Here is a 25787-nt window from a genome sequence, read left to right as displayed (position 1 = left end):
ATATCTTTAATATCTCACACGTCGTCTAATACATTCGGTGATTATCATGGAACGATACACTCCCTTTGAGGATATGGACCGAATGTTCGAACAGATGCGCGCCCGAATGTGGGGCACGAGCGATTTCCACGGCGAACCCCGAAGCGGGACGAGCGCACAGAACGGCGGAACGCACGTGGACTTGAAAGAACACGACGGTGAGTTCGTCCTCGTGGCCGACCTCCCCGGATTCGAGAAGGAGGAGATAGAAATCGCGTTCACGGACGACGCGCTGACCATCGCCGCGAAGCACGAGGTGACGGGCGAGGACTTCACTCGCGCCCGCGAACTCTCGGAACGCGTGACGATGCCCAAGTCGGTCGAGAAGGACGGTATCGAGGCGACCTACCGCAACGGCGTCCTCGAAGTCAGACTCCCCATCGTCGAGGAGGAAACCGACGACGGCGACCGCATCGAGATTTCCGACTGATTTTTTTGACGCGCATCACGGACGAGCGGCGGCACCGTCTTACGAACCGTCGACGCCGAAACCGCGAAGCCGAGGTTTTCACCGGCGGCGATTCCGGCGGTGTTGACGCCGACGACGCGGCCATCACAGTTCACGAGCGGTCCGCCGCTGTTGCCCGGATTGATAGCTGCGTCGGTCTGAACGACGCCGGAGATGGTCGCCCCATGGCGCGATGGGAGCGTCCGATTGACCCCACTGACGACGCCCTGCGTGATGGTTCCTTGGAGGCCGAGGGGACTGCCGAGAGCGGCGACGGACGCTCCGGGTTCCGCCCGCCCCTCGGCGAGCGGGAGCGAATCGACGTATGACGGGACGTTTCGCACGCGGAGAACCGCGAGGTCACGTCGGGGTGCGGTACCGACGACGTCCGCGTTCCGCCACTGACCGCGATTGAACTGGACGCCGAGTCGGGTCGCCTCCGCGACGACGTGTTGATTCGTGACCACGTAGCCGACGCCGTTCGACAGTTCGTAGACGAACCCGGACCCTTCGCCCGTACCGCGTCGCGTTTCGACGCCGACGGAGACGACGGAATCGATGCTCCGGTCGTAGAGCGTCGAGAAGTCACACGCCCGCTGTCCGACCCCCTGTACGCTCGCTACTCGTGGTTCCTGCTGTGGTTCCCTCGCTTCCCGTGCGCTTTGTGCCCGGACCGTACCGTTCGCCGGGACGAACCCCCAACTCGCGGTGACGAGCAGAACGGCGACGGCGGTGACGATGGCGACGGTGAGCGTTCGAGACGGCAGAAGTGGTCGAGTTTCCATCTCGAACTCCCGACGACCCCTATGTTAATCAGTGCCGTGGCCGAGGTGGACGATCACTGGGCGAACAGGCTGGCGTGAACCGGCGCGAAGTCGCTCGAATCGGAGGAGAGGAACCGTCGGATCGGCGGGCCGACCAGTTCGGGTTCGGTGAGAAACGCGTCGTGGCCGTGATCGCTGTGGAGGGAACGGTGCGTCGCTTCGACGCCCGCCGCTTGGAAGGTCTCCATGAGGTGGTCCGACTGTTCGACCGTGAAGTGCCAGTCGCCGGAAATCGAGATGAGGAGCGCCTCCCCGTCGAAGTCGGCGAGCGCGTCCGCGTCCGAGTCGCATCCGGCGGCGAGGTCGTAGTTCTCCATGGCGTGCGTGAGGCGGAGATAGCTGTTCGCGTCGAACCGCCGGACGAACTTCTGTGCCTGATAGTCGAGATAGCTCTCCACGTCGCGGTAGGAGTCGGCACCGAACCCGGCGATGCCGTCGTTCGACGGGAACGACCCCGGCGACCGGTCGGCGAAGTCCCGGCCGAACTTCTGGTCCATCGAATCCTTCGAGAGGTACGTGATGTGGCCGAGTTGCCGGGCGAGGGCCAATCCCGTGTCCGGGTGGTCGGGGTAGTAATCCCCGCCCTGCCACGCGGGGTCGGAGGTGATGGCCCGGCGTGCGACGGCGGAGAGGGCGACGAGTTGCGGGTCCAGACGGGCCGCGGTGGCGACCGGAACAACGCGCTCGACCATCTCGGGGTATCGCTTCGCCCATTCGAGGGTGTTCATGCCGCCGACGCTCCCGCCGACGACGGCCCGGAGTCGGTCGACGCCGAGTTCGTCGAGGAGTCGTTTCTGGACGCGAGTCCAGTCGCCGACGGTCACGGCGGGGAAGTCGGAGCCGTACGGTTCTCCCGTCTCGGGGTTCGTGCTGGCCGGACCGGTGGTGCCGTAGCACGACCCCGGAACGTTCGCGGCGACGACGAACTGTTCGTGCGTGTCGATGGCTTTTCCCGGACCGACGATTTGATCCCACCAGCCTTCGCCCTGTCCGTCGACGGCCCCCGTCACGCGGTGGCTTCCGGTCAGCGCGTGACAGACGAGGATCGCGTTGTCGCCGGTGAACTCCCCGTACGTTTCGTAGGCGACGTTCAACTCGGAAATCTCCTCCCCGCACTCGAACTCGAACGTCCCGAGCGACAGCGAGGAATCGAACGACTCGGCCGAGTCGTTCGAATCGGACGACGACGAGTCGCGTGTCCGGTGCGTGTCGTTCGCGTCGCTCGTATCGGTCATCGCGTCGGGTCCTCTGCCCGTGTGGATTCGTCCGTCCCCGTTCGATTCGTCGCCGTCTCGATGGCTCTATCGAGGTCCGAAAGGATGTCCGCGGGGTCTTCGATGCCCACCGATAGGCGAATCAAGTCGCGCGTGACGCCCGCCGCTCGCTGTTCGTCGGGCGAGAGTTGGGCGTGGGTCGTGCTCGCCGGGTGGATGACGAGCGTCTTCGCGTCCCCGATGTTGGCGAGGAAGGAGGCGAGGTCAACCGCCTCGCAGAACGTCTTGCTCGCCTCGTACTCCCCGAGTCCGAAGGCAATCATGCCGCCGTAGCCGCCGTCCAAGTAGTTGCCCGCATTGTCGTGCGTCCGGTGATCGTCGAGGCCGGGATAGGCGACCCACGCCACCTCCTCGTGGTCCGCGAGGTACTCCGCGACGATGGCGGCGTTCTCGCAGTGACGATCCATCCGAAGCGGTAGCGTCTCGATTCCTTGGAGGGTCTGCCACGCGTCGAACGGGGACTGTTGGTTGCCGAGGCTTCGAACCGACCGAAGCCTCGCGGCGGCGGCGAGCGGCGCGTCCGAGAAGTCACGCGAGAAGTTCACGCCGTGGTACGCTGGATTTTCCCCTCCGATTTCCGGGTAATCGCGTTTGCTCCAGTCGAAGTCGCCGCCGTCGACGAGGACGCCGCCGACCGTCGTCCCGCTTCCGTGGAGCCACTTCGTCGTGGACTCCCAGACGGCGTCCGCGCCGTGTTCGAGCGGGCGACAGAGCGCGGGCGTGGCGAACGTGTTGTCCACGACGAGCGGGACGCCGCTGTCGTGGGCGATGTCGGCGACGCGCTCGAAGTCGGGCGTGACGAGCGACGGGTTGCCGACGGTTTCGACGTGGACGAAGGCAGTGTCGTCGTCGATTTCGTCCTCGTACGCGTGGTAGTCCAGCGTTTCAACGAGGCGGGCGTCGATTCCTCGCCGGGACGCGGTGTGGGCGAAGTAGGCCGTCGTTCCGCCGTAGGTGTCGGTGGAGAGGACGACGTTGTCGCCCGATTCGGCGAGGACGAGCGCGAGGGAGTCCAGCGCGGCCATGCCGCTGGCGGTGGCGACCGCACCGGTTCCGCCTTCGAGCGAGGCGATGCGCTCCTCCAGCATTTCGACCGTCGGGTTGCTCAAGCGGGAGTAGATGTGGCCGTCGGCTTCCAGCGCGTACAGGTCGGCGGCGTGGTCCGCGTCCTCGAACGCGTAGGACGTGGTCTGATAGAGCGGCGGGGCGACCGCCCCCGTCGCGGGGTCCGGTTCCTGTCCCGCGTGGACGCTTCGAGTATCGAATCGGGACCCGTCGTTGCTCATGTGTAATACGCATATTCACGCAGAATTTTATAACCAGCAGTTACGGCAACGTTTGCTGATCGTGGGTGTCAGTGTCACTGTACGTGTTGTTGACGGAACCGCGGCGGGTGAATTGACGTTTCATTCCCGGACGCTCGGCGCGAAACAGCCAAGACCGCTGGACGCGTTCGAGTCACAATGACCGCCCCGTCCCCTCCCGCCGGATACCGTCCTCCCGAACAGTTCCGCTACTCCTCCGTCTTCCTCGCCGTCGCGTCACTGGTCGCGCTCGTGGCTTCCATCGTCGTGTTCGGTGCCCTCCTCTGGTTCCTACAGGGCAGACCTGAGGGCGGGTCCGTCTCGTTCGGCCTCGGTGAAATCGTCGCCGTCTTCCTCGTCTGCTTGGCGACGTATCTCGTCCACGAGGCGATTCACGGCCTCGTCTTTCGACTGCTGGGCTATCGCGTCTCGTTCGGTTTCGCCGCCCACGTTCCCGCGTTCTACACCGCCGCGTTCGGCCAGTTCATCACGTGGCGGGACAACCTCCTCGTCGGGGTGGCACCGTTCATCGTCATCACCGCCGTCGCGATTCCGCTGCTGGCCGCGCCGCTTCCCGTCGCGTTGGTGGCGTACCTCGTCCTCCTCGTAAACACCTCGGGTGCCGTCGGCGACCTGTACCTGACGTGGCGACTGTGGCGAACGGGCCGAGAGGCATTGTTTTACGACGCGGACATCGAACACAACTACGTTTTCGAACCCGCGAACGACACCGCTATGGTCGCCGAGTGACTCGCCACAACCGATGCGAAAGCGCACGTTCACGCTCCTCGGACTCGGCGCGTTCGGCCTCACCGTCGTCAGTTTCGTCCTTCTCGGGTTCGGCCGCCTCGTGCTCTCCTACCGGACGGCGCGCTACCTCTCCGCCCCCACGATGTTCCTCTCGTTCGCGCTCCTCGTCTGTCTGTTCGTCTACTCCATCCTCGTCTACGTCGGCGTCGCGGAACTGGAGTGATTCCGATATGTGCGGGACGGCCGTCTTCCGTCGGGTTCCACCACGAGACACGCTACCACCCGCGCCGGATTTATATTTCGAGGGTCCCTACCACGAACCGTGAGCGAGCGCACGAGTGCCCTTGACACCCTCGTTTTCGGCGTCGATATCCAAAGCGGGGACGTTCGGGGCGATTCTCCCTCTTACGCACTGGTCGTCTACGACGGCGAGGAGATGGACCGCGACGTCGTCTCCTACCGCAAGCTTCGGCGACTCATCGAGCGCGACGAACCGACGTTCGTCGCGACGGACAACATGTACGAACTCGCCGCCGACAAGAACGCCCTCGTCGGCTTCCTCGGAAGCTTGCCGGGCGAAACCCGTCTCGTACAGGTGACGGGCGCTGAACGACCCGAACCCCTCTCTCGGGTCGCGTCGCGCCACGGCGTTCCCTACGGCAAGAAGCCGATGCGTGAAGCGGAGGCCGCGGCCCGCCTCGCCGCGATGAACGTCGGGCAGGAGGTGTCCGCCTTTACCGATACGACGCGCGTCAAAGTCTCCCGGGGGCGCTCGACCGGAAAAGGCGGGTGGAGCGCCGACCGCTACACCCGTCGGATTCACGGCTCGGTGAAAGAACTCTCCCGGAAGGTCGAATCCGAACTGCGGAGCGCCGGACTCGACTACGAGCGCGAGGTAACGGAGAAGTACGGCGGCTACTCCAACGCGACGTTCGACGTGGAGGCCCGCCCGAGCGACATTCCCGTTTCGTCCCGGCGCTCCGGCGACACGCGGGTCGAAGTCGAGCGACTCCGACGCGACGGTATCGAGTTCGAACCCCTCGCCAAACGCCGCGACCACGTCATCGTCGGCATCGACCCCGGAACTACGACGGCCGTCGCGATGACCGATCTGGACGGCACCCTCCTCGACGTGCTGAGTACGCGAACCGCCGACACCGCCGACGTCATCGAATGGATCATCGAGCGCGGACGCCCCGTCATCGTCGCGGCGGACGTGACGCCGATGCCGGAAACCGTGGAGAAGTTCCGCCGGAGCTTCGACGCCGCCGGGTGGACGCCCGAACGCGACCTACCCGTGGACGAAAAGCAACACCGAACGCGGGAGGAGGGCTACGACAACGACCACCAGCGCGACGCGATGGCCGCGGCACTCTTCGCCTTCGACAGCCACGAGGACCAGTTCCAGCGGATCGCCCGAAAGGTGCCGCCGGGAATGAGCAGAGGGGAAGTCACGGCCCGCGTCGTGGCGAAGGACGAGAGCGTCGAGAGCGTCCTCCGGGACCTCTCGGACGACCCGGAACCCGAGGAGGAGGAATCCGAACACACGGTCCGCGAACTCTCGGCCGAGGAGAAGCGAATCAAGCAACTCGAATCGCAGGTCGAGCGGTTGCAGTCACACACGACGGAGTTGAACGAGACGGTCGAGGAGCGGGACGAGCGAATCGACGAGTTGGAAACCGAACTGTCGGACACGCGGCGAAAGGAGCGCCAAAACGCCCGCGAGCGCCGGGACATTTCTCGTCTCCTGCGCGAGAACAACCGGTTGGAGGACGAACTCGACGACCGCGACGACAGGATCGAGGAGTTGGAGGGAAAACTCGCTCGCCTCAAGAAACTGTGGAAACTCGACCACTCGAACTTCAGCGACGTCTCGGAGAAGCGGGCGGGACTCGTCGCCGTCAAACCGGTCGAGAAGTTCACCAACGACGCCATCGACGCGGCCCACGAGAGCTACGGACTCGCCGAGGGCGACGTGATTTTCCTCCGCGATGCGAGCGGCGCGGGCCGTTCGACCGCCGAGCGATTGGCCGATATCGGACCGCGGGTCGTCCTCAAGGCGGGCGGGATTTCGGACGTCGCGGACGAGGTGTTGTTCGACCGCGACGTCCCGGTCGGTCCCGCGGACGAGGTGGCGATCCAGGAGATAGACGAACTCGCCGTCGCGCGCGAATCCGAGGTCGAAGCCGTCATCGACGACTGGCACGACCGCGCCGAGGAGCGACAGAAGGAGGAGAAGGCCGAACAACTCGACCAACTCATCAGCGAACACCGGGCCGAACGGCGGGCGGACGGCCGCGGGTCGTCCTCGTTCGGCAACTAAGCTCTTGTTCTCCCGTTTTTCACGTCGTCCAGTCGGTCGTCAACGTTCGGAGGACGCTCAGTCCCCAGATTGCGATGCCGAATCCGACGGCCAGCACGGCCGCGTAGAGGAAGACGTATTCGGGGAGTGTGGTCCCGACGCCCTCCTGCAGGCGAATGGCGGGATACAGCGCGAGTCCACCGACGACGGCCAACCAGAGGCCGATCCGTGTTCCGTTCATACCCCCGCATTTCGCCCCGGACGACTTGGCTGTTGGGACGTGCGACTCCCGGTAACACGATGACGCAACCCTAAAGCCGGTGAATCATCTTTTTCCGGGCATGGACGCCTACGAGCGTATCTCACGGAACGCCGAGGAGCTGGTGACCGAAGAGGAAGTGCGCGAACTCGCCGAGAATCCCGAGGGCAAGCGCGCCTACGTCGGTTACGAACCCTCCGGCGTCCTCCACATCGGGCACATGCTCACCGCGAACAAACTCATCGACTTGCAGGACGCGGGCTTCGAAGTCGTCATCCTCCTCGCCGACGTGCACGCCTACCTGAACGACAAGGGGTCGTTCGAGGAGATTCGGGAGACGGCCGAGCGGATGAAGGAGCAGTTCATCGCCTACGGGTTGGACGAGGAGAACACGGAGTTCCGGTTCGGCTCCGAGTTCCAGATGGACGACGACTACGTCCTCGACCTCCACTCGCTCGAACTGGAGACCACGCTCAACCGCGCGAGCAGGGCGATGTCCGAAATCCAGAGCGGCGACTCCACGAAGGTCTCGCAGGCTGTCTACCCGCTGATGCAATCGCTCGACATCGAGTACCTCGATTTGGACCTCGCCATCGGCGGAATGGAACAGCGCAAGGTCCACATGCTCGCCCGCGACACGCTCCCCAGCATCGGCTACGAGTCGCCGACCTGCCTGCACACGCCGCTCATCGCGGAACTCTCCTCCGGTGAAGGGAAGATGTCCTCCAGCAAGGGCGTCACCATCTCGATGGAGGATTCGACCGAGGACATCGAGGAGAAGGTCAACGGCGCGTTCTGCCCGCCGACCCGCGACCCCGACGGGGACCTCGAAAACCCCGTCCTCCAAATCTTCGAGTATCACGTCTTCCCGCGCTTCGAGAACGTCGTCGTCGAGCGCCCAGACAAGTACGGCGGCAACCTCGAATACGACGATTACGAGTCGCTGGAAGAGGACTTGGAGAGTGGCGAACTCCACCCCGCGGACGCGAAAGGTGCGCTGGCGTCCTACTTGGACGAACTCATCGAACCGGGCCGCGAGAAGCTTCGAGAAGCAGAATAAGCGGTTCTTTCTCGGTTTGCTTTCGATTCGGTTTCGACCTGAACGTCACGTCATCGCCGATTATTCGAATCCGCCGCCCATCATTCCGCCCATTCCGAAGTTGGCCAGTAGGCCGGAGACGAGTCCCCACGCGGTCAGGACGAACCCGACGACGACGAGGCCGATTCCCGCGGCGATGATGATGCTCTGAACGGCGATGACGGCGATTCCGGCGACGAGTGCGAGTACACCCACGATACCTTTGGCACCGAGTTTGTCGAACATAGGCCGGATTGGGACTGCCACCGCCTTAAAACCGACAGTTGGCGAGACGAGCGTTACGGCTGGACATATACTACACCGGACTAGACCAAAGGGATGTTTGTGAGTAACTTTCTAATTGATCAATACAGAATACATCTTCATCTATTGATGGGGATTAATCAGTCAAGCAGTTTCTAGACCCGTCTCGTTCCATTTTCACACCCGGAATGTCACTACAGTATGCTTGAAGAATCAAACAAGCGGCTGATCCATCCCGCGAGACGTAATATCCGGAAGGATGGTTATCCAGATTCTCGGAACGGTCGTAGTACGGTAACTGATCGAGTTTTGAGGAAGCGGATTCGAACTCTTTTCGGGATAGTTCAATTTCAACGGGGGAGCTATCGTCTAGACCCTGAATTCCTTGGCGAATGATCGGTGACGACTGTACCGTTGGGTGTGATTTCTTGACGGGATTGACGTCCTCTGGAGCCGAATCGACTTCCAAGACAGTCAACCTCCCACCATTGTATCCTTCTAACTGGATGCATCCTGCACTTGCCACTACTGTAGCAGTGATGCCCCCACCGATGAAACTCCGTCTTGTTATGTCCATCATCTCAACAGTTGCTGCCAATCCCTAAAAATATGTAAAAGAATTGAATACCTGCGAAGACAGCGAATCAGTCGACTTGGCGAGTCCCTCGTCAAGTCGACATTTTGTGTTCGCCAAGACGAGAGGCTAGGATCCTTCCGTATTCACACGTGTGTTTGGCTCGTTCCAGAAGGTCGTCCCCAGTTCTTTTGTGGTTATCTGCAACTGGCAGCACGGATTGATGTAACGGCTGCCCCGGGCCTGTATCACGTGAATCGATAGCCTCTTTTGCTGCCTTCGCATCAGGCTTAACTTCCGAAAGGGTGGCTCGTTCAGAGTTTCCCACGGGTTCGAGGGACTCTCAACAGTTATATGGCCACTCTACGTCCGTGCTCACTTCCTCGATGCTCAAAGTCGTCATGTTCGACCGAGAAAACGGACGGCGGATTTAAAGGCATACCACACGAACGTGAGGGTGAAACATGAGTGACGGCAGTGGACGGAATAACCTCCGAATGCCGAACGACGACGAGGTATTCGCTACAGTCACGAACATGCTCGGTGCCAACCGGGTGAAAGTGCGCTGTGCCGATGGCAAGGAACGAACCGCTCGAATCCCCGGAAAGATGCAAAAACGCGTCTGGATTCGGGAGGACGACATCGTCCTCGTCGAACCGTGGGATTGGCAGGACGAGAAGGCGGACATCACGTGGCGCTACGAAAAGCAACAGGCGGACCAACTCCGACGCGAAGGACACATCAACTGAGTCGGGACGACGTTTTGTCGAGTTCACGAACCGATAGCGACTGCAACGACCTTTTCAGCGGTGACTGCTACCACACTCCAATCGGAAATCGCGGCCGTTTCCGTGCTTGGGTTAAATACCCGGTTCCTTGTGACATGTATGTCCGAACAACTCGCCACCGAAGACGTTGCACACGACACGGAGTTTCCCGACCTCATCGAAGGACTGCGAACCCGACGTTCGGGCCACAACTTCGACCCGGAGGAGGACGTTTCCGACGAGACGCTCGAAGCGCTCATCGAGGACGCGGCGATCGCGCCCTCCTCGTACAACCTCCAACCGTGGGAGTTCGTCGCCGTGCAGGACGAGGAACGACTGGACGAAGTGGTCGAACTCGCCTACGGGCAAGAGCACATCCGCGATGCGGGGACGGCCATCCTCGTCGTCGGCCACACGAACGCCAAGACGGCGGACCGCGTGTTCGAGGAGTGGACCGAGGCGGGTCGCATGGACGAGGAATCCGCCCAGCAGACGAAGGCACAGACGGCCGAGATGTACGAGGACGACGAAATGGGTCGGGATTACGCGATTCGGAACGCCAGCCTCGCCGCCGAGAACCTCATGCTCTCCGCGCATGCACGCGGCCTGACCGCGACGCCGATGATCGGATTCGACCAAGACGGAATCGCGGAGTTCCTCGACCTGCCGGACGACGAGATTCCCGTGATGTTGCTCGCCGTGGGACCGAGCGGCGGCGAGGAACCGGAGCGACTGCCGCGTCGGTCCGTCGAGGAAATCCTGCACCGCGAATCCTACTGACCGAACGGGCCACCCTTTTACGGTTCCTCCACATAGTTCGGGGTAGATGAACGAGGAGTACGGATTACTCGACCCGGACAACGCGGACGCCCCCGGCGACGAGTGGGAGGAGATAGACGTCTCCGACACCGAAGCGGACCGCATCGCACGGCGGCGTGACCGCGAGTTCAACCAGTTCAGAAAACGGGTCAAGGACTCCGATCAGTTCAAAGTCGAGCAGTCCGTGTTCGACGACGCCACCCTCGCTGCGCTGTACAAACTCGTTCAAGACGGCTACGTCCAAGCGTTCGGCGGACCGATTTCCTCGGGGAAAGAAGCCACCGTCTACAGTGCGTTGGGCGACGACGGCGAACACGAGGAAGTCGCCGTCAAAATCTATCGTATCAGCGCCAGCAACTTCCGCGACATGCGGGAGTATCTCGTCGGCGACCCCCGGTTCGAGGAACTCGGCGGGGACAAAAAACGGATCGTCCTTGCGTGGGTCAGAAAGGAGTCCGCCAACCTCAAACGCGCCCGAAAGGCGGGCGTTCGTGTCCCGGAACCGATCGCCGTCCAGCGGAACGTGTTGGTGATGGAGTTCATGGGCAACGACGGCCGTCGCGCGCCCACGCTCGCGGACGCGCGACTCGAAAACCCACGGACAGCCTTCGAAGTCGTTCGGGAGTACATGCGGCGACTGTTCGATGCGGGCCTCGTTCACGGCGACCTCTCGGAGTACAACATCCTCGTCAGCAACGGCGAACTCTGCATCATCGACGTGGGGCAGGCCGTCACGTTCCATCACCCGAACAGCGGCGAGTTCCTGACTCGGGACTGTGAAAACGTCGCCTCGTTCTTCCGCCGGGAAGGAATCGACATCCACGGTGACGAACTCGAAGCGTGGATTCGGGAGAACGCCGAGTCGGAACTGTGATTTTTTCGGCGGAATCGCACAACGGTACGACCATCAAGACGACAGGCGACACAATCACCCGAAACGGCCGATGACACGACCTCCATCGCCCCTGCTTCTCCACCGGAAAATCGGAGATTTTCCGGGCCGACGAACCCCCGAAGGGGGTGAGGAGGTTTTTGGTCCAGCTTTTGCCAAGGAGCCGGCAGAAACGACGACAGCGATAGCCGTCGTTTCTGCCTGCGACTGCAGCAAAAGGTGGTAGGGAAGGGCTTAAACGGCCTCATGTGATAGGATTTCGTATGAAGCACGTGACGATTCCGCAGGACAGGATTGGTGTTCTCATCGGGCAGGGTGGTGAGACGATGCGCGAAATCGAAAGCCGTGCAGAGGTGCGTCTCGATATCGACTCGGACGACGGTTCCGTTCGCGTCGAACAGACGGGTGATCCCGTTCGCGGACTGAAAGCGCCGGATATCGTCAAGGCCATCGGACGCGGATTTTCGCCGGAGGAGGCGCTCGCCCTCCTCGACGACGACATGATGCTGTTCGACCTCGTGGATATCGAAGCCGCAGCACGCAACAAGAACGACCTCCAGCGACACAAAGGCCGTCTCATCGGCGAGAACGGCAGAACGAGACAGCTGATGGAGGAACTGACGGGTGCAGACGTGGTCATCTACGGTTCGACGCTCGGTATCATCGGGCAACCGCCGCAGGTCGAGGCCGTCCGAAGCGCGGCGGAGATGCTCCTCGACGGTGCACCACACGGGTCGGTGTACTCGTTCCTCGAACGCAAGCGCAACGAGATGAAGCGGCAGGGGATGGAGTACCACCAGTTCGGTGGCTGATCCTTCGAATCGCATATAAATACTCCGTGTTATTTCGTGACGCTTGCCTACGAGGGTCCTGTGTGCCACGTTCTCACTCCGCCATGAAAAGCTTTATATAGAATCGCAATCAACGAATCCGATGACTATGTCACAGCCAATGGGCAATCAGCCGCTTATCGTTCTTTCCGAGGACAGCCAGCGAACCTCCGGACGGGACGCACAATCGATGAACATCACCGCCGGAAAGGCGGTCGCGGAGTCCGTACGTACCACACTCGGCCCGAAAGGGATGGACAAAATGCTCGTCGATTCGATGGGTGACGTCGTCGTTACGAACGACGGCGTGACCATCCTCAAGGAGATGGACATCGAGCACCCGGCGGCGAACATGATCGTCGAAGTCGCCCAGACGCAGGAGGACGAGGTCGGCGACGGAACGACCAGCGCCGTCGTCGTCGCCGGTGAACTCCTCCAGAAGGCGGAGGACCTCCTCGAACAGGACATCCACGCAACGACCCTCGCACAGGGATACCGACAGGCCGCCGAGAAGGCGAAGGAAGTCCTCGAAGAGAACGCCATCGAGGTCGACGCCGACGACACCGAATACCTGCAGAAGATCGCCGCTACGGCGATGACCGGCAAGGGCGCGGAGAACGCGAAGGACCACCTCGCCGAACTCGTCGTCGACGGTGTCCAGAGCGTCGCGGACGAGGACGGCGTCGACACGGACAACATCAAAGTCGAGAAGGTCGTCGGTGGTACCATCGACAACTCCGAACTCGTCGACGGCGTCATCATCGACAAGGAGCGCGTTCACGACAACATGCCGTACTTCGCCGAGGACGCCGACGTGGCCCTCATCGACGGCGCGCTCGAAATCGCGGAGACGGAGATCGACGCGGAAGTCAACGTCACCGACCCCGACCAACTCCAGCAGTTCCTCGACCAAGAGGAGAAACAGCTCCGTGATATGGTGGACAGTCTGGTCGATGTCGGCGCTGACGTCGTCTTCGTCGACGGCGGTATCGACGACATGGCCCAGCACTTCCTCGCACAGGAGGGCATCCTCGCCGTCCGCCGTGCGAAATCCAGCGACATGCAGAAACTGGCCCGCGCGACGGGCGCGACCCTCGTCAACAGCGCCGACGACATCACGGAGGACGACCTCGGATTCGCCGGAAGCGTCGCCCAGAAGGACGTCGGCGGCGACCAGCGAATCTTCGTCGAGGAAGTCGAAGAGGCGAAATCCGTCAGCCTCATCCTCCGCGGTGGCACGGAACACGTCGTCGACGAAGTCGAACGCGCGATCGAGGACAGCCTCGGCGTCGTTCGCGTCACCCTCGAAGACGGCAAAGTGCTGCCCGGCGGCGGCGCTCCGGAGACGGAACTCGCACTCGCCCTGCGCGACTACGCCGACAGCGTGGGAGGCCGCGAACAGTTGGCCGTCGAAGCCTTCGCGGACACGCTCGAAGTCATCCCGCGCACCCTCGCGGAGAACGCGGGACTTGACCCCATCGACTCGCTCGTCGACCTCCGTAGCAAACACGACGCCGGCCAAACCAGCGCCGGACTCGACGCGTACACCGGCGACATCGTGGACATGGAAGATGACGGCGTCGTCGAACCGCTCCGAGTGAAGACCCAAGCGGTCGAGAGCGCGACGGAAGCGGCCGTCATGCTCCTTCGCATCGACGACGTCATCGCGGCCGGTGACCTCTCCGGCGGCAAAGTCGGCGACGACGATGACGAAGGCGGCGCGCCCGGCGGTGCCCCCGGCGGAATGGGTGGCATGGGCGGCATGGGCGGTATGGGTGGTATGGGCGGCGCTATGTAAATTTCGACGAAGGAGAAATTTCATAGACCGTCAGGCCTCGTCTGACGGAGACGATGTAAGAGAGGTTCGTACCGAACCTCGAATGTCGAGCGGGCTTCGCCCGCGAGACGAACCGCTCACGATAAAATATCCGTTTCGACCTATTCCACGGGTCGGTTTCGGCTGAACTCCCGCGGTAGTCGTTATTTTTCGCGCGTCGAATCGTACCGGTCGGCGAGCAACAGGTACGGTTCGATGGCTTTCGCGTGTTTTTCGAGGGTTACGAGGTCGTCCTCGATACGAACCATGCCGGAATCTTCGAGCTTCGGAAGATGGCTGTGATGGAGTTGGGCGAACACCCGTCTCGGGTCGGTGTCCGGCCGGTGGGCGGAAATCCGTTCGGCGAGTGCATCCACCGTGAGCGATGGTCCGTGTTCGAGGAGTTCTCGCAATACGAGCCTGCGTCGCGCGCTTGCGAGCGTGGAGAAGATGACGGACGGGGCGGGCGTGTCGATATTATCTAAGGGGGACATCTGTGGAGGTTCAAGCGATTGTGTGTATCCATCGATACGACTGTGGTTGGAATCGTGGTGGGTGCGTTCTGATACTCGTATAATGTGTTCGAACCGATCTGAAAGATAGCCTTATATTTCAGGCATTTCATTTCATTGCTACTCTTTTTCCCCGAGAACCGCGTTCTCGACGAGGCGCGATTGCGCCCGTCGAAGTCGTTCGGAAACCGACTGTTTGCTGATATCGAGTCTCGAACTCAACTCGGAGAGGGTGGCGTCGCGCGGGACGCCGAAATACCCCGAGTCGTATGCGGCGACGAGGGCTTCGCGTTGTGGTTCGGTGAGGTGGAAGGCCGATTCCTTCTCTCCCGGCGTGTACAACCGGTTGAGGGAAAACTCGATCCCGTTCCGGGTACAAAACCGTTGAAACTCCACCAGTGCGTCCCGTTTGGGAAACCGAACCCGCCGGGTCCACGCGCCCGATGCGCCGTGGCCCGCCATCGGAACGGCACCGATGTCCTGGTAGGAAGGGTACACATCGATGAGTTCGTCTCGATCCATCCACAGTCGATACAGCTTCCGAACGTTCAACTCTTCGACTATCTCGTGCGATTCGATGGTCGGGTCATGGCGGAGTGCGTCGTCGAACGCGTCGAAGTCCCCGCCCGTGGCCCACACGATGAGAAGCGCGGTCTCGTCTGAACTCGCCATCTGCTGTTCGAGTTCGACGGTCATCTCCGGGACGGCGTTGAGCGTCGCTGTGAGGACGAGGCCCGGCGCACGGATGGTGAACTCCGCAATGACACTCATTACCGAGGAGACTCACCCCGGGTTCTAAGTAGTATTGGTCGATTATTTCTCGTCGAGTTTGAACTGCTCGTGTTCGCTCGCGGCGTTGAGGACCACGCTCGTGTTACTCTCCTTGATGTCCGGGTCGATGAGCAGTTTCTTTATCTGGTCGTTCATCCCGTCCGTGTCGGTGAACTTGCCGATGGCGATGATGTCGTAATCGCCGGTGACTTCGTAGACGCTTATCATTTGATCGTGGTCCTGCAGTCGCTCGGTCACTTCCGGGAGGGCGTTCCCCTCGACTTTCAACTGGACGACTGCAGTCACGTCGTAGCCCAACTCGTCGTAATCGACGCGCGGGGAGTACCCTTGGATGACTCCCTGCTCTTCCAAATGTGCGAGGTGGTTGGAGATGGTCGTGACCGACACGTCCAGTTTCTCCGCGAGACTTCGGAGGCTCGCTCGCCCGTCGCCGAGTAGTTCGTTTACGAGTTTCGCATCCAGATTTTCGTACGTCATTACACCTACCAACTCACTCCACCCATTAGAATTTTACGAATATCCAATTCTAGGCCAAAATCGCACAGTTGGCCAACCGATACTGTTTTAATGGTGGATGTATTTTCGTAGGGTGTCTATAAAGATGACAGACGGAAATATTGCCACCAATGAGGATACGGGGTTATCCGCGGAGGAACAGGAAGTTCTCGATGCCATCGAGACCGAAAACGTCGATTTCGTCCGTCTCCAGTTCACCGACATCACTGGAACGGTGAAGAACGTCAGCATCCCGGCCCATCAGGTCGAAAAAGCGTTCGATGAGGGTATCTGGTTCGACGGCTCGTCCATCGAAGGGTTCGTGCGCATTCAGGAAAGCGACATGCGTCTCGAACCGGACCCATCGACGTTCGCGGTTCTCCCGTGGCGCTCCAACGGCGACTCGGCGAGCGCACGTCTCATCTGTGACGTCGTGAACACCGACGGTACGCCGTTCGACGGCGGCCCGCGCCAAGTGCTGAAACGCGTCCTCGACAGGGCCGACGAGATGGGCTACACCGTCAGCATCGGACCGGAACCCGAGTTCTTCCTCTTCGAAAAGGACGAGGACGGAAACGCGACGACCATCCCGCACGACTCCGGCGGATACTTCGACCTCGCGCCGAAGGACATGGCGAGCGACGTTCGCCGCGAAATCATCTTCACGCTGGAGGAGATGGGCTTCGAGATCGAAGCGAGCCATCACGAAGTCGCGGACGGTCAGCACGAGATCAACTTCAAATACGAGGACGCGCTCGCGGCGGCGGACAACATCGCCACCTTCCGCGCCGTCGTCCGCGCCGTCGCGGAACAGAACGACATCCACGCGACGTTCATGCCCAAGCCCATCAGCGAGATCAACGGCTCGGGCATGCACAGCCACATCAGCCTCTTCACCGAGGAGGGCAACGCGTTCGACGACCCGGACGACGAGTTCAACCTCTCCGAGACGGCGTACAACTTCATGGGCGGCATTCTGAACCACGCGGAAGCGTTCACCGCCGTCACGAACCCGACGGTCAACTCCTACAAACGCCTCGTCCCCGGCTACGAAGCGCCCGTCTACGTCGCGTGGAGCGACACCAACCGCTCGGCGCTCATCCGCGTTCCCGACGCCGCCGGTGCGAGTTCGCGCTTCGAGATTCGTAGCCCCGACCCGTCGTGCAACCCCTACCTCTCCCTCGCCGCCGTCATCTCGGCCGGGCTCGAAGGCATCGAAAACGACGCCGACCCCGGCAAACCCGTCCGCGAAGACATCTACGAGTTCACCGACGAGAAGCGCGAGGAGTACGGTATCACGACGCTTCCCGGTTCCCTCGACGAAGCGGTCGACGCGCTCGAGGCCGACGAAGTGATAACGGAAGGCCTCGGCGAGCACGTGACCGAGAAGTTCATCGAAGCCAAGCGCGCGGACTACGCGGACTATCGCGTCTTCGTCTCCGACTGGGAGAAGGAGAAGTACCTGGAGAAGTTCTAACCGTCGATTCCCCGGCGATCCACCATTTTTGGATACGCGACGATTCCACCCTGAACGACGGCGTTGATGAGGAAAACGACGACGAGCGGTAGCGGTACCCGCAGTCCGATGGCCGACAGGATGCCGAAGACGAACAGGCCGACCACGCTCGCCCAGCGTCCGACCGTCCCGTCCGGCGGGCCGACCAGTTCCCACGCCACGAACGCACCGATAGTGCCGCCGAGCGCGGTGACGGCATCGACCAGATCGGTTCGCGCCAGCGCGGCTTCGACCGGCGACATGAACACCGCGATACCGACCGCGGCGATGGCACAGAGAACCGCGAGGGCGAACGCCGCCCGTGGCCGCCGCTTCAGTCCCCAAATCACGACGGCGAGGTAGACGAGTCCGACGCCCACGCCGGCCACCACGTCGACCGCGAAATGGACGCCGAGCACGAGACGCGAGAGGCAGACCACCGCGACGATGACGCTCGCGGCGGCGAGTCGTGCTCGTCGGGATCCGCGGTCGAGCGACAGCGCGAGGAGGAACCAGAACACGGTCGAACCGAGCGCGTGACCGCTCGGGAACCCGTATCCCGTCGCCTCGGCGAACCGAATCGCGTCCGGTGGGCGCGCCAGCGCGAAGAATCCCTTCAGCGCGAGCGTCAACGAGAGTGCACCTAGCGTCGCGCCGAGGAGGAATCCGAACGTGTCGCGGTCGTCGGTGTACCAGTACAAGAGCGCACCGAGGACGAACAACAGCCACACGTCGCCGAGTTGCGTGACGACGGAGAACACCTTCGGTATCCAGTGTGGCAGCGTCTTGTGAAGGAGTTCGACGATGCCCCATCCACGTGTCATGACTACGAGCGCCAGTCGCTGATTCGTCCACCGACGCGTCCCGGAACGCTCGCGGCGCTCACGCCGAATCCGACGAGCATCATCAGGGTGTAGAGACCGAGCGTGGAGAGCCAGATGACTACCATCGCCCCGATCGCCCATCCGCCGTCGAGCCATCGGAACGCGCCGAGCGTCATCGCCGTCCCGTAGAGGAGGACGATGTACGGACCCCATCCACGCGCGTGGCCGCGACGCATCCGTCTACGGACGTATCCCTTCAGTTCCGACTCCAGTTCGGACTTTTGAACTGTGCGCTCATCGACATCGTGCTCGAACTCCTCGAACTCCGACTGTAGCCGTTCTACGTCGTCGTGGAGTTCGAGGATGTCCGGTGCGGACTGCTCTGTATCGTCGGTCATGTCCTCTCCTTTGACTCCCTGCTGTCTTTCCCTGATGCCCGCCACGCCTTTAGTTTTCCTGAAATGCCGTCCCGCGAGAACCGCGTTGATAACCGCCCCGAACAGCAGGACGATGCCGCCGAGGTAGAGCCACGTCACCAACAACAGCGCCCCGCCGAGGACGCCGTAGGCGGAAAACTGCGCCGCCGAATCGACGTAGATGCTGAATACCGCTTGGAGGGCGGTCCACCCGAGCGTGGCGAACGCGGTCCCCGGAAGGACCTCTCGAATCGTAACATCGGTGTCGGGGAAGAAATAATATAGGGGTAAGAAAACGGGAATCAGTCCGAACAGGAGCGCGACGGACACGAGCGTCTTCTCGAACGGTATCCACGACAGGCTCGGGAGGAGGACGTTGACCACCGCGACCCCGGCGACGCCGAGCGCGATGACCGTCAGCACCACGGCCGCGTCCGTCATCGTCTCGACGAACGGTTCGGCCTCATCGACGCCGTAAACCCGTGAAAACGCCTCGTCCAGCCCTCGAAACACTCGCAATGTACTCCAGACGAGGACGAGCGACCCGACGATGGTCGCGTTTCTCCGCCCCGACGCGTTGGAGAGTGAATCCTGTACGATGTCCTTCGCCTTCGGCGAGAGCAACGTCTGAAACGTGTCGACGACGTTGCTGGCGAACGCATCGCCGCCGACGAACGACGCGATGGCGAGCGCCAACAGCAGGGCCGGGAGAATGGAGACGAACGCGTAGTAGGCGATTCCCGCCGCGAGAAACGTGATTTCCTGTTCCCGCGCGTAGTCGATGGTTTCGCGTGCCGTCGTTCCGATAGTCACGGCAGGTACTTCCACGAAATCGACCAAAAGCGTTGGCTACGGGTGCGTCGCCTCGCGAATCTCGACGACGTCGGCGGGCGTCTTGAACGTCGTTCCGCCGTAATGGGTGCGCGAAGCCTCGTACCCCGCGTCCCGAAGGCGTTCCAAGAACTCGTCCATTCCGGAGGCCGAGCGCGTCCACTCCTTGCAGAGGCGGTGTTGGTCGTAGTGGGTCGGGCGGTGGAGTTCGCCCGAGAGCTGGGTCAGGAGTTTGTTCGCTTTCTTCGCGGTTCCCATCTCGTCGGTCACGTTCTCCCGCACCCCATCCACGAACTCGGCGTCGTGCGTCGGGCCGAGCCATACCGGTCCGGCGGTGAGGAGGCGGTTGCCCTCGCAGGCCGGGCAGGTTTCGGGCGCGTCGGCGATGAGTCCGTACTCGTGATCCCGATGGAGGCAGTCCTCGCAGTGATAGAGGTGGCCGAGTTCGTCGATGGCCCCGTTGGCCGTCGTCGCCCCTTCGTCGAGTTCGAGGTAGGTCCGCACGTAGTGGCTGGTCGCGTGCGTCAAGAGCGGCGTGACGCCCTTGTCGTAGCGGGCGGCGGTACGCGCCAGCGCCGACAGGAGGATTCTGACGCCCATCTCCGCGTGATAATCGGTGTTCCGAGGGGTCGCGCCGTACTTCCGGACGCCGCTGTGAAAGTGCGCGCCACAGAGCGGCGCGGTGTCCGTCGCCGTCACGCAGACCAAATCGCGAGTGTTCGCGAAGGCGGCGTCGGCGAAGGGAATCGGCGTTCCGAACGGGTCGATGTCCACCACGTCGAACACCTCCTCGTGCATGAGCGCGTTGGCGTTCCGGTGAACGACCGTTCCCGGCAGGTCGTTGCGCTCGAAGTTCTCCCGGCAGAGTTCGACCGCGTCCGGGTCGATGTCGGCACAGGTCACGTTCCACCCGTTCGCGGCGGCGCGGACTCCACGAATCCCCGAGGCAGCCATCGCGTCGAGATAGTACTCCGCTCGCGGTTCGCGGTCGCGGTACGTTCGCAGGACGGCCACCGTCAGGTCCCGGTTTAGCTCCTGCACCGGATTGAAAAACACGTCGTCGATGATGGCGTCCCCCTCCTGTTCGGGGACCTCCACCTCGATGCCTCCTTCGCGGACGTTCATGTGTGCCCGTCGGCGTTCCGTCCCGAAAAGGGATACGGGTTGTCGACGGGCGGTGGTCGGCGGTCAACCTCGAACTCGTCTCCTCGCTACCGGAACGGGTTTATTACGTCCGTCCGAACCGATTGCCCGTGCGTTCGGCTTTGAACCCCCCCGGTCGTTCGCGCTCCCTCGAGGAGTGGATACGATGAACCGGGTCGAGGAGTGGGAGGCCGAACTGGCGGACGTGCAGACGCTCACGCCGGACATCGTGGGTCGCATCCTGTCGGCACACGACGACCGGGGGAGACAGGCCATCGAAGCCGTCTCCGAACGTCGCGTCAAGGAGTACCGCGATTTCGTCGTCGTCGTCGGGTTCGAGGACGAGTACATCGTCGAGGAAGGGTGTACCTGCCGGGACAGCGAATACAATCTGGACCCCGACGACCCCACTGACCTGTGCTGGCACGTCCTCGCCGCAAAAATCGCCCGCCGAATCGACGCGATGGACCACCACGACATGTGGTACTCCGACGTGCGCGAGTTCCTGTGATTCGATTTCCGTTCTATCCGTCGAGACAGTAGTCCACGAAGTTTTCGAGGATGCGGAGTCCCGTCTCCCCGCTCTTTTCGGGGTGGAACTGCGTGCCGAAGACGGTTCCCGACTCGTTGGCGATGACGCTCGGGAAGTCCGTGCCGTAGTCAGTCGTGGCGACGACGGCATCGTCGTCGTCGGGGACGGCGTAGTAGGAGTGGACGAAGTAGGCGTACTCGCCGTCCACGCCATCGACGAGCGGATGGTCGCGTTCGACGGACAGTTCGTTCCATCCCATCTGGGGCACCTTCTGCTCGCCGCTGAACCGGACGTTCGTTCCCGGAATCAGGTCGAGTCCCGTCACGTCACCTTCACCGGCGTGTTCGGCCTCCTCGCTCGTCGTCAACAGCATCTGCATGCCGAGACAGATACCGAACACCGGCGTTCCGCTCTCGGCGGCATCGACGAGCGCCTCCCGGTACGGTCCGGCGTTCTCGACGCCTTCACGGAACGCGCCGACGCCGGGCAGAACGATGCCGTCCGCCGTCTCGAACGTCGCCGGGTCGTCGGACACCTCGACGTCCGCACCGGCGCGTTCGAGGCCCTTGACCGCGCTTCGGAGGTTGCCGAGGCCGTAATCGACCACGACGACGGACGCGGTCCGTTGCTTCGCGTGGGTGCTCCCTTCCATGGGTGTGGATTGTGACTCCCGATACAAACGGTTTCGTGTTGCTCCAAAATATGACCTCATTCCCGCGATTATGATTGGCACACATGATGCTCGCCATCGCCGTCATCTTCTCCCACCTGGTGAGCGTCGAAACGGTCCGCCAAGAAACACGTTCGAACCTGCGAGGAAACGAAGTCCGTCGAGGATCCCTCACGCACTTTGTGGACCACCTCCGCGGCGTTTCCGTGCGAATGGCCGTATCGGCTCGGAAATGATTTCGACCCGCTCGGAGATTCGTTCCACATCTCCAACTATAAATAACTCCACGCAGTGGCTACGAGTATGAATCCCTCGCCCTCCTCGCTCTCCAGACGTGGGTTCCTGACGACGACGGCAACGCTCAGCGCGACGGTCGGCATCGGCAACGCACAGCGGACGACACGACGAACGACGACGATGGGAACGTCGACGTCCTCGGAGGGCGCGCCGAAACCGGCGTGGACGTTCCCCGAATCGATGGAGTCGTCCTCGGACGAGTCGCCCCGACTCGCCTATCCCATCGCCGTGGAGGACGGTGTTTTAGCCACTATCACCGTCAAACGAACCGATGGTGGTCCCCCCCAGTACGCACTCCACGGTCTCGGCGTCGAAGACGGTCACGAAAAATGGTCCCACGAATTTACGGTGATAACACTTCCCGTCGTCGAGGACGGAACGATGTTCATCTCTGCGAGGAGCGACGAGCACTCCGACGGCGAAGCGCGACAGCTCGTCGCCATCGATGTGGCAACTGGAGAAATACGGTGGCGCAAACCCGCGGGTTCGTACTCGGCCCGCCTGCAAGCGGACGACGAGCGCGTGTATCTGGTTTCGAACGAGGGCAATTCGGTCCTCGCGCTCGATACGGAAACCGGTGAGCGAGCGTGGGGATACAATATCGGCGGGGACGACGTTTCGAACCTCATCCTCTCCGACGGGACGCTGTACGTCAGCCAACGGGATATCCTGTACGCGCTTTCTGCGGCCGACGGGACGAAACGATGGGAGAAGTCGTGGGGGCAAACGAGCATCTACGTGGAGACGGTCACGGAGAAGAACGTCTTCTGTCGTGTCGAAGGCGACCTGTGGGCGCTCGACCCCGCCGACGGGAGCGAGCGTTGGTCCGTCACCGATGGCAACGCGATGGTTACGGACGACGGACGCGTGTACGTGTGGCGGGAGACCCTCCGTGCCGTCGACGCGGAAGACGGGGCGATAATCTGGCAGTACGACGACGTGACTCCCGTCAGTGTAGACCCGGTCGTCGCCGATGGTGCGGTGTTCGGCGCGAACCGACAGGGTTCGATTTACTCGATAGCGACCGACGGCACGGAGCGGTGGACGTTCGAGACGGACGTTCCCGACAACTACTACTCCATCATATTGGAGGTCCGCGACGGACTCGTCTACGCCATGCTCGGGAAAACCCTCTACGTGCTTTCGGCCGAGGATGGGTCGTTGGAGTGGTCGTTCACCGGGCCGGGTCGGGCGGTCAGCACGATAGTCACGCACGACGACGTCTTCTTCGGAACGCGCGGCGGCCTGTACGCGTTCGACCGCCACCATTCGCTCGTCTCCACGGTCGTCGACGGCACGAGCGATTTCTTCTCGTCGGTTCCGGGGATGGCGCTTTCGGCCGGCGTCCTCGGCACGGCGGCGTTCGCCGCCTATCGGCGGTTCAACGACGACGAGGAGGCGGCCACGGCGGACGCCGCGGAATCGGATACCGAACCGGAGTACGGTCGCCTCGACCGCATCGCTGCCGACGAGTTCACGGAGACGTATCGCGTCAGAAAGCGTAGCGACGAGGGTCCGAAAATCGTCGCGGCGCGGCGACTGACCGACCCGGACGTCGCCGAACCGTTCCGGTCTGCCACGGAACGCTGGGCCGAGATGAGCGACAGACCCGGCGTCGTCCCCGTCCTCGAAACCGACGGCGAGAGCTTCGAACTGCCGTACTACGGGGACGGGTCGCTCGCCGACCCCTCCCGGTCGGTCGAGGAGCGCCTCGATGCGCTTTCGGACGCGAACGCCGTGGTCCACGACGCACACGGCGACGGCTTGATTCACGGCGGTCTGACCCCGGAATCGGTTCTCCTCGACGGCGACGACGTCGCCGTGGCCGATTGGGAACTCGCCGCCGCGCTCGCCGAGTACCGCGACCAGTCGCCGTACGCCGCGCCCGAACAAGTCGCGGACGGGGAGACGGACGAGCGAACCGACGTGTACCGTCTCGGCGCGATTGCGGCCTTCGTGCTCACAGGGAAGACGCCCGCCGATGAAGCGTTGGATATGCTGAACCCCGAGTACCGCGCCGCCGTCGTGGCCGGGGCCGACTCGGACGAGTACGAGTCGCTCCGTTCCGACGCCGTTTCCTCCGAACTGTACGACGTCGTCTCGACGGCGATGGCGGAGGACCCGGACGACCGATACGGGTCCGTCGTCGAGTTCGACGACATGCTCCGCTGGGCGGCGTTTCGCGCTTGAGTCGGCCGAGCAAGAACGAAATAGTTCGGCCCCGTTGTACGATTGGGGGAAACGGAGTGGTAACAGCATTACTCGTAGTCGGATTGATGGTCGCCGTCTTCGTGGGCTACAACATCGGTGGCTCCTCGACGGGCGTCGCGTTCGGTCCCGCGGTCGGCAGTCGAATCATCGGCAAAGTCGGCGCGGCGGCGCTGTTTACGGCGTTCGCCCTTTGGGGCGGTTGGACGGTCGGTCGGAACGTCATCGAGACGATGAGCAACGGCATCGTCCCGGCGAGCCAGTTCACGTTGGTGACGAGCATCGTCGTCCTCTTTTTCGCCGGGTTCGCCCTCCTCATCTCGAACCTCTTCGGCGTGCCCGCGTCCACGTCGATGACGGCGGTGGGTGCCATCGCCGGGTTGGGGTTGGCGTCGAACACGCTCAACGAGTCGCTGATGTTCACCATCGTTTCGGCGTGGATCGTCGCGCCGCTTTCGGCCTTCGTCGTCGGCTTGGTCGTCGGTCGATACCTCTATCCGCATCTGGACGCTCGATTCTCGTTCTCGCGAATCGAGGGGGGATTGCTCACGGTCGACCGCTCCGGGTCGGTTCCACGACCGACGTTGGGTGGCAGCGTCGGCAAACGCGAAGCGGGCGGCGCGGCGTCGGTACTCATCATCGCCTGCTACATGGGTTTCAGTGCGGGTGCGTCGAACGCGGCCAACGCGGTCGCCCCGCTCATCGGCAACGGGTCCATCACCGCCAGTGAAGGTATCCTGCTCGCCATCGGGGCCATCGGCCTCGGCGGATTCACCATCGCCCGACGGACGCTCGACACCATCAGCGACGGAATCACCGACCTGCCGATTTTGGCGGCGCTCATCGTCTCGCTCATCGGCGCGACCATCATCACGATCCTCTCGCGCCTCGGCATTCCGGCGAGTCTCGCGGTCAGCACCACGTCGTGTATCATCGGCCTCGGATGGGGCCGCGCCAGTCGCGCGGTGACCGTCGCGGAGGTCGCGGACACCGCGTTGCAGGGCGAACAGACGCCCGCCGCGGGACTCTCTTCGGGTGCGTTGATAGCGGAGACGAGCGAATCCGAGGTGCCACCCGGACCGACCATCGGCGACGTGGCGGAGGGAGAGGTTCCCGACCCGAACACCGTGGGGGACGGGGGTGAACCCGGACAGGTGCCGTCGATCGGCGAGGAGAGCGTCGAGGAGTTGACGGCCGAAAACCTGTTCGACCCGGCGGCGACGAGTCGAATCGTCCTCCTGTGGGTACTCTCGCCGACCCTCTCTGCGGTCGGGTCGTTTCTCATCTTCGAATTCGTCTTGCACGTCGGGTGAGTTCGTTTTACCCCGCTTC

General features: G+C 62.6%; 26 protein-coding genes. 14 read left to right on the top strand and 12 right to left on the bottom strand.

Features of this window, described 5'->3' with window-relative positions; translation table 11 throughout:
* The first annotated feature begins 73 nt into the window (after positions 1–73).
* Complete coding sequence (locus LJF34_RS13920) at positions 74–469, top strand: Hsp20/alpha crystallin family protein (protein WP_231185616.1); 396 nt, start codon at positions 74–76, stop codon at positions 467–469.
* Here LJF34_RS13920 and LJF34_RS13915 read toward each other — a convergent pair.
* The 3 genes from LJF34_RS13915 to LJF34_RS13905 are packed head-to-tail and all read right to left on the bottom strand — an operon-like array spanning position 385 to position 3871.
* On the bottom strand, positions 385–1272 hold the full coding sequence (locus tag LJF34_RS13915; RefSeq protein ID WP_231185615.1) for a trypsin-like peptidase domain-containing protein: 888 nt from the start codon (positions 1270–1272) through the stop codon (positions 385–387). The genes LJF34_RS13920 and LJF34_RS13915 overlap by 85 nt on opposite strands.
* A 53-nt stretch (positions 1273–1325) precedes the next feature.
* Positions 1326–2546, bottom strand: coding sequence for a homoserine O-acetyltransferase (gene metX / locus LJF34_RS13910; protein WP_231185614.1), 1221 nt, complete (start codon positions 2544–2546; stop codon positions 1326–1328).
* A complete protein-coding gene (locus LJF34_RS13905; RefSeq protein ID WP_231185613.1) occupies positions 2543–3871 on the bottom strand; it encodes an O-acetylhomoserine aminocarboxypropyltransferase/cysteine synthase family protein in 1329 nt (442 codons plus the stop codon). The genes metX and LJF34_RS13905 overlap by 4 nt, the downstream gene beginning before the upstream one ends.
* A gap of 177 nt (positions 3872–4048) precedes the next feature.
* Here LJF34_RS13905 and LJF34_RS13900 point away from each other — a divergent pair, with 177 nt between their 5' ends.
* The 3 genes from LJF34_RS13900 (at position 4049) to LJF34_RS13890 (ending at position 6962) form a co-directional block, all read left to right on the top strand.
* The gene (locus LJF34_RS13900; RefSeq protein ID WP_231185612.1) at positions 4049–4639 is read left to right on the top strand and encodes a DUF3267 domain-containing protein; all 591 of its coding nucleotides are present in this window, start codon (positions 4049–4051) and stop codon (positions 4637–4639) included.
* 13 nt (positions 4640–4652) lie between these two features.
* Positions 4653–4862 carry a hypothetical protein gene (locus LJF34_RS13895; protein WP_231185611.1) on the top strand — a complete coding sequence of 70 codons (210 nt, stop codon included), beginning with the start codon at positions 4653–4655 and terminating at the stop codon, positions 4860–4862.
* Positions 4863–4961: 99 nt separating this feature from the next.
* Complete coding sequence (locus LJF34_RS13890; protein WP_231185610.1) at positions 4962–6962, top strand: DUF460 domain-containing protein; 2001 nt, start codon at positions 4962–4964, stop codon at positions 6960–6962.
* A 19-nt stretch (positions 6963–6981) separates the two neighbouring features.
* Here the strand turns inward: LJF34_RS13890 and LJF34_RS13885 are convergent, their stop codons facing one another.
* Complete coding sequence (locus LJF34_RS13885) at positions 6982–7182, bottom strand: hypothetical protein (protein WP_231185609.1); 201 nt, start codon at positions 7180–7182, stop codon at positions 6982–6984.
* 100 nt (positions 7183–7282) lie between these two features.
* On the opposite strand from LJF34_RS13885, the gene LJF34_RS13880 reads away from it, so the two are divergent.
* Positions 7283–8260, top strand: coding sequence for a tyrosine--tRNA ligase (locus tag LJF34_RS13880; RefSeq protein WP_231185608.1), 978 nt, complete (start codon positions 7283–7285; stop codon positions 8258–8260).
* A 60-nt stretch (positions 8261–8320) separates the two neighbouring features.
* On the opposite strand, the gene LJF34_RS13875 is transcribed toward LJF34_RS13880, so the two are convergent.
* Positions 8321–8524 carry a hypothetical protein gene (locus LJF34_RS13875; RefSeq protein WP_231185607.1) on the bottom strand — a complete coding sequence of 68 codons (204 nt, stop codon included), beginning with the start codon at positions 8522–8524 and terminating at the stop codon, positions 8321–8323.
* Positions 8525–9580: 1056 nt separating this feature from the next.
* Here LJF34_RS13875 and eif1A point away from each other — a divergent pair.
* The 5 genes from eif1A to thsA all read left to right on the top strand — a co-directional run bounded on the left by eif1A (position 9581) and on the right by thsA (position 14222).
* Positions 9581–9865, top strand: a complete 285-nt coding sequence (gene eif1A, locus LJF34_RS13870; protein ID WP_231185606.1) for a translation initiation factor eIF-1A — start codon at positions 9581–9583, stop codon at positions 9863–9865.
* Between the two features lie 138 nt (positions 9866–10003).
* Complete coding sequence (locus LJF34_RS13865; protein ID WP_231185605.1) at positions 10004–10663, top strand: nitroreductase family protein; 660 nt, start codon at positions 10004–10006, stop codon at positions 10661–10663.
* 46 nt (positions 10664–10709) lie between these two features.
* Positions 10710–11576, top strand: coding sequence for a serine/threonine-protein kinase Rio1 (gene rio1 / locus LJF34_RS13860; RefSeq protein WP_231185604.1), 867 nt, complete (start codon positions 10710–10712; stop codon positions 11574–11576).
* 281 nt (positions 11577–11857) lie between these two features.
* Positions 11858–12406: a KH domain-containing protein gene (locus tag LJF34_RS13855; protein ID WP_231185603.1), complete on the top strand. Its 549-nt coding sequence runs from the start codon at positions 11858–11860 to the stop codon at positions 12404–12406.
* Positions 12407–12545: 139 nt separating this feature from the next.
* The gene (gene thsA / locus LJF34_RS13850; RefSeq protein ID WP_231186323.1) at positions 12546–14222 is read left to right on the top strand and encodes a thermosome subunit alpha; all 1677 of its coding nucleotides are present in this window, start codon (positions 12546–12548) and stop codon (positions 14220–14222) included.
* A 182-nt stretch (positions 14223–14404) separates the two neighbouring features.
* On the opposite strand, the gene LJF34_RS13845 is transcribed toward thsA, so the two are convergent.
* From LJF34_RS13845 to lrp, 3 genes are all read right to left on the bottom strand, one after another.
* Complete coding sequence (locus tag LJF34_RS13845; protein WP_231185602.1) at positions 14405–14734, bottom strand: ArsR family transcriptional regulator; 330 nt, start codon at positions 14732–14734, stop codon at positions 14405–14407.
* A 138-nt stretch (positions 14735–14872) separates the two neighbouring features.
* Positions 14873–15523: a helix-turn-helix domain-containing protein gene (locus LJF34_RS13840; protein WP_231185601.1), complete on the bottom strand. Its 651-nt coding sequence runs from the start codon at positions 15521–15523 to the stop codon at positions 14873–14875.
* Between the two features lie 42 nt (positions 15524–15565).
* Complete coding sequence (lrp, locus tag LJF34_RS13835; protein WP_231185600.1) at positions 15566–16021, bottom strand: HTH-type transcriptional regulator Lrp; 456 nt, start codon at positions 16019–16021, stop codon at positions 15566–15568.
* 124 nt (positions 16022–16145) lie between these two features.
* On the opposite strand from lrp, the gene glnA reads away from it, so the two are divergent.
* Entirely contained in the window at positions 16146–17516 is a 1371-nt protein-coding gene (gene glnA, locus LJF34_RS13830) for a type I glutamate--ammonia ligase (RefSeq protein ID WP_231185599.1), read from the top strand.
* Here glnA and LJF34_RS13825 read toward each other — a convergent pair.
* From LJF34_RS13825 to LJF34_RS13815, 3 genes are read right to left on the bottom strand one after another with little or no spacing between them, the layout of a single operon-like run.
* Positions 17513–18358, bottom strand: a complete 846-nt coding sequence (locus tag LJF34_RS13825) for a phosphatase PAP2 family protein (protein WP_231185598.1) — start codon at positions 18356–18358, stop codon at positions 17513–17515. The two genes, glnA and LJF34_RS13825, sit on opposite strands and share 4 nt — an antisense overlap.
* A gap of 2 nt (positions 18359–18360) precedes the next feature.
* Positions 18361–19587: a YihY/virulence factor BrkB family protein gene (locus tag LJF34_RS13820; RefSeq protein ID WP_231185597.1), complete on the bottom strand. Its 1227-nt coding sequence runs from the start codon at positions 19585–19587 to the stop codon at positions 18361–18363.
* Between the two features lie 36 nt (positions 19588–19623).
* Entirely contained in the window at positions 19624–20730 is a 1107-nt protein-coding gene (locus LJF34_RS13815; RefSeq protein ID WP_231185596.1) for a tRNA (guanine(26)-N(2))-dimethyltransferase, read from the bottom strand.
* A 184-nt stretch (positions 20731–20914) separates the two neighbouring features.
* On the opposite strand from LJF34_RS13815, the gene LJF34_RS13810 reads away from it, so the two are divergent.
* The gene (locus LJF34_RS13810) at positions 20915–21259 is read left to right on the top strand and encodes a hypothetical protein (protein WP_231185595.1); all 345 of its coding nucleotides are present in this window, start codon (positions 20915–20917) and stop codon (positions 21257–21259) included.
* A gap of 13 nt (positions 21260–21272) precedes the next feature.
* On the opposite strand, the gene hisH is transcribed toward LJF34_RS13810, so the two are convergent.
* Positions 21273–21932 carry an imidazole glycerol phosphate synthase subunit HisH gene (gene hisH, locus LJF34_RS13805; protein WP_231185594.1) on the bottom strand — a complete coding sequence of 220 codons (660 nt, stop codon included), beginning with the start codon at positions 21930–21932 and terminating at the stop codon, positions 21273–21275.
* Positions 21933–22253: 321 nt separating this feature from the next.
* Between hisH and LJF34_RS13800 the strand changes: the two genes are divergently transcribed.
* Both LJF34_RS13800 and LJF34_RS13795 read left to right on the top strand, forming a co-directional pair.
* Positions 22254–24437: a PQQ-binding-like beta-propeller repeat protein gene (locus LJF34_RS13800; protein WP_231185593.1), complete on the top strand. Its 2184-nt coding sequence runs from the start codon at positions 22254–22256 to the stop codon at positions 24435–24437.
* Between the two features lie 56 nt (positions 24438–24493).
* The gene (locus LJF34_RS13795) at positions 24494–25768 is read left to right on the top strand and encodes an inorganic phosphate transporter (protein ID WP_231185592.1); all 1275 of its coding nucleotides are present in this window, start codon (positions 24494–24496) and stop codon (positions 25766–25768) included.
* Positions 25769–25787: the final 19 nt, after the last annotated feature.

The organism is Haladaptatus sp. DYF46 (genome assembly GCF_021083305.1).
GTDB lineage: Archaea > Halobacteriota > Halobacteria > Halobacteriales > Haladaptataceae > Haladaptatus.
Note: the sequence above shows the minus strand (reverse complement) of the source record. Positions and strands in the feature narration are given on the sequence as shown.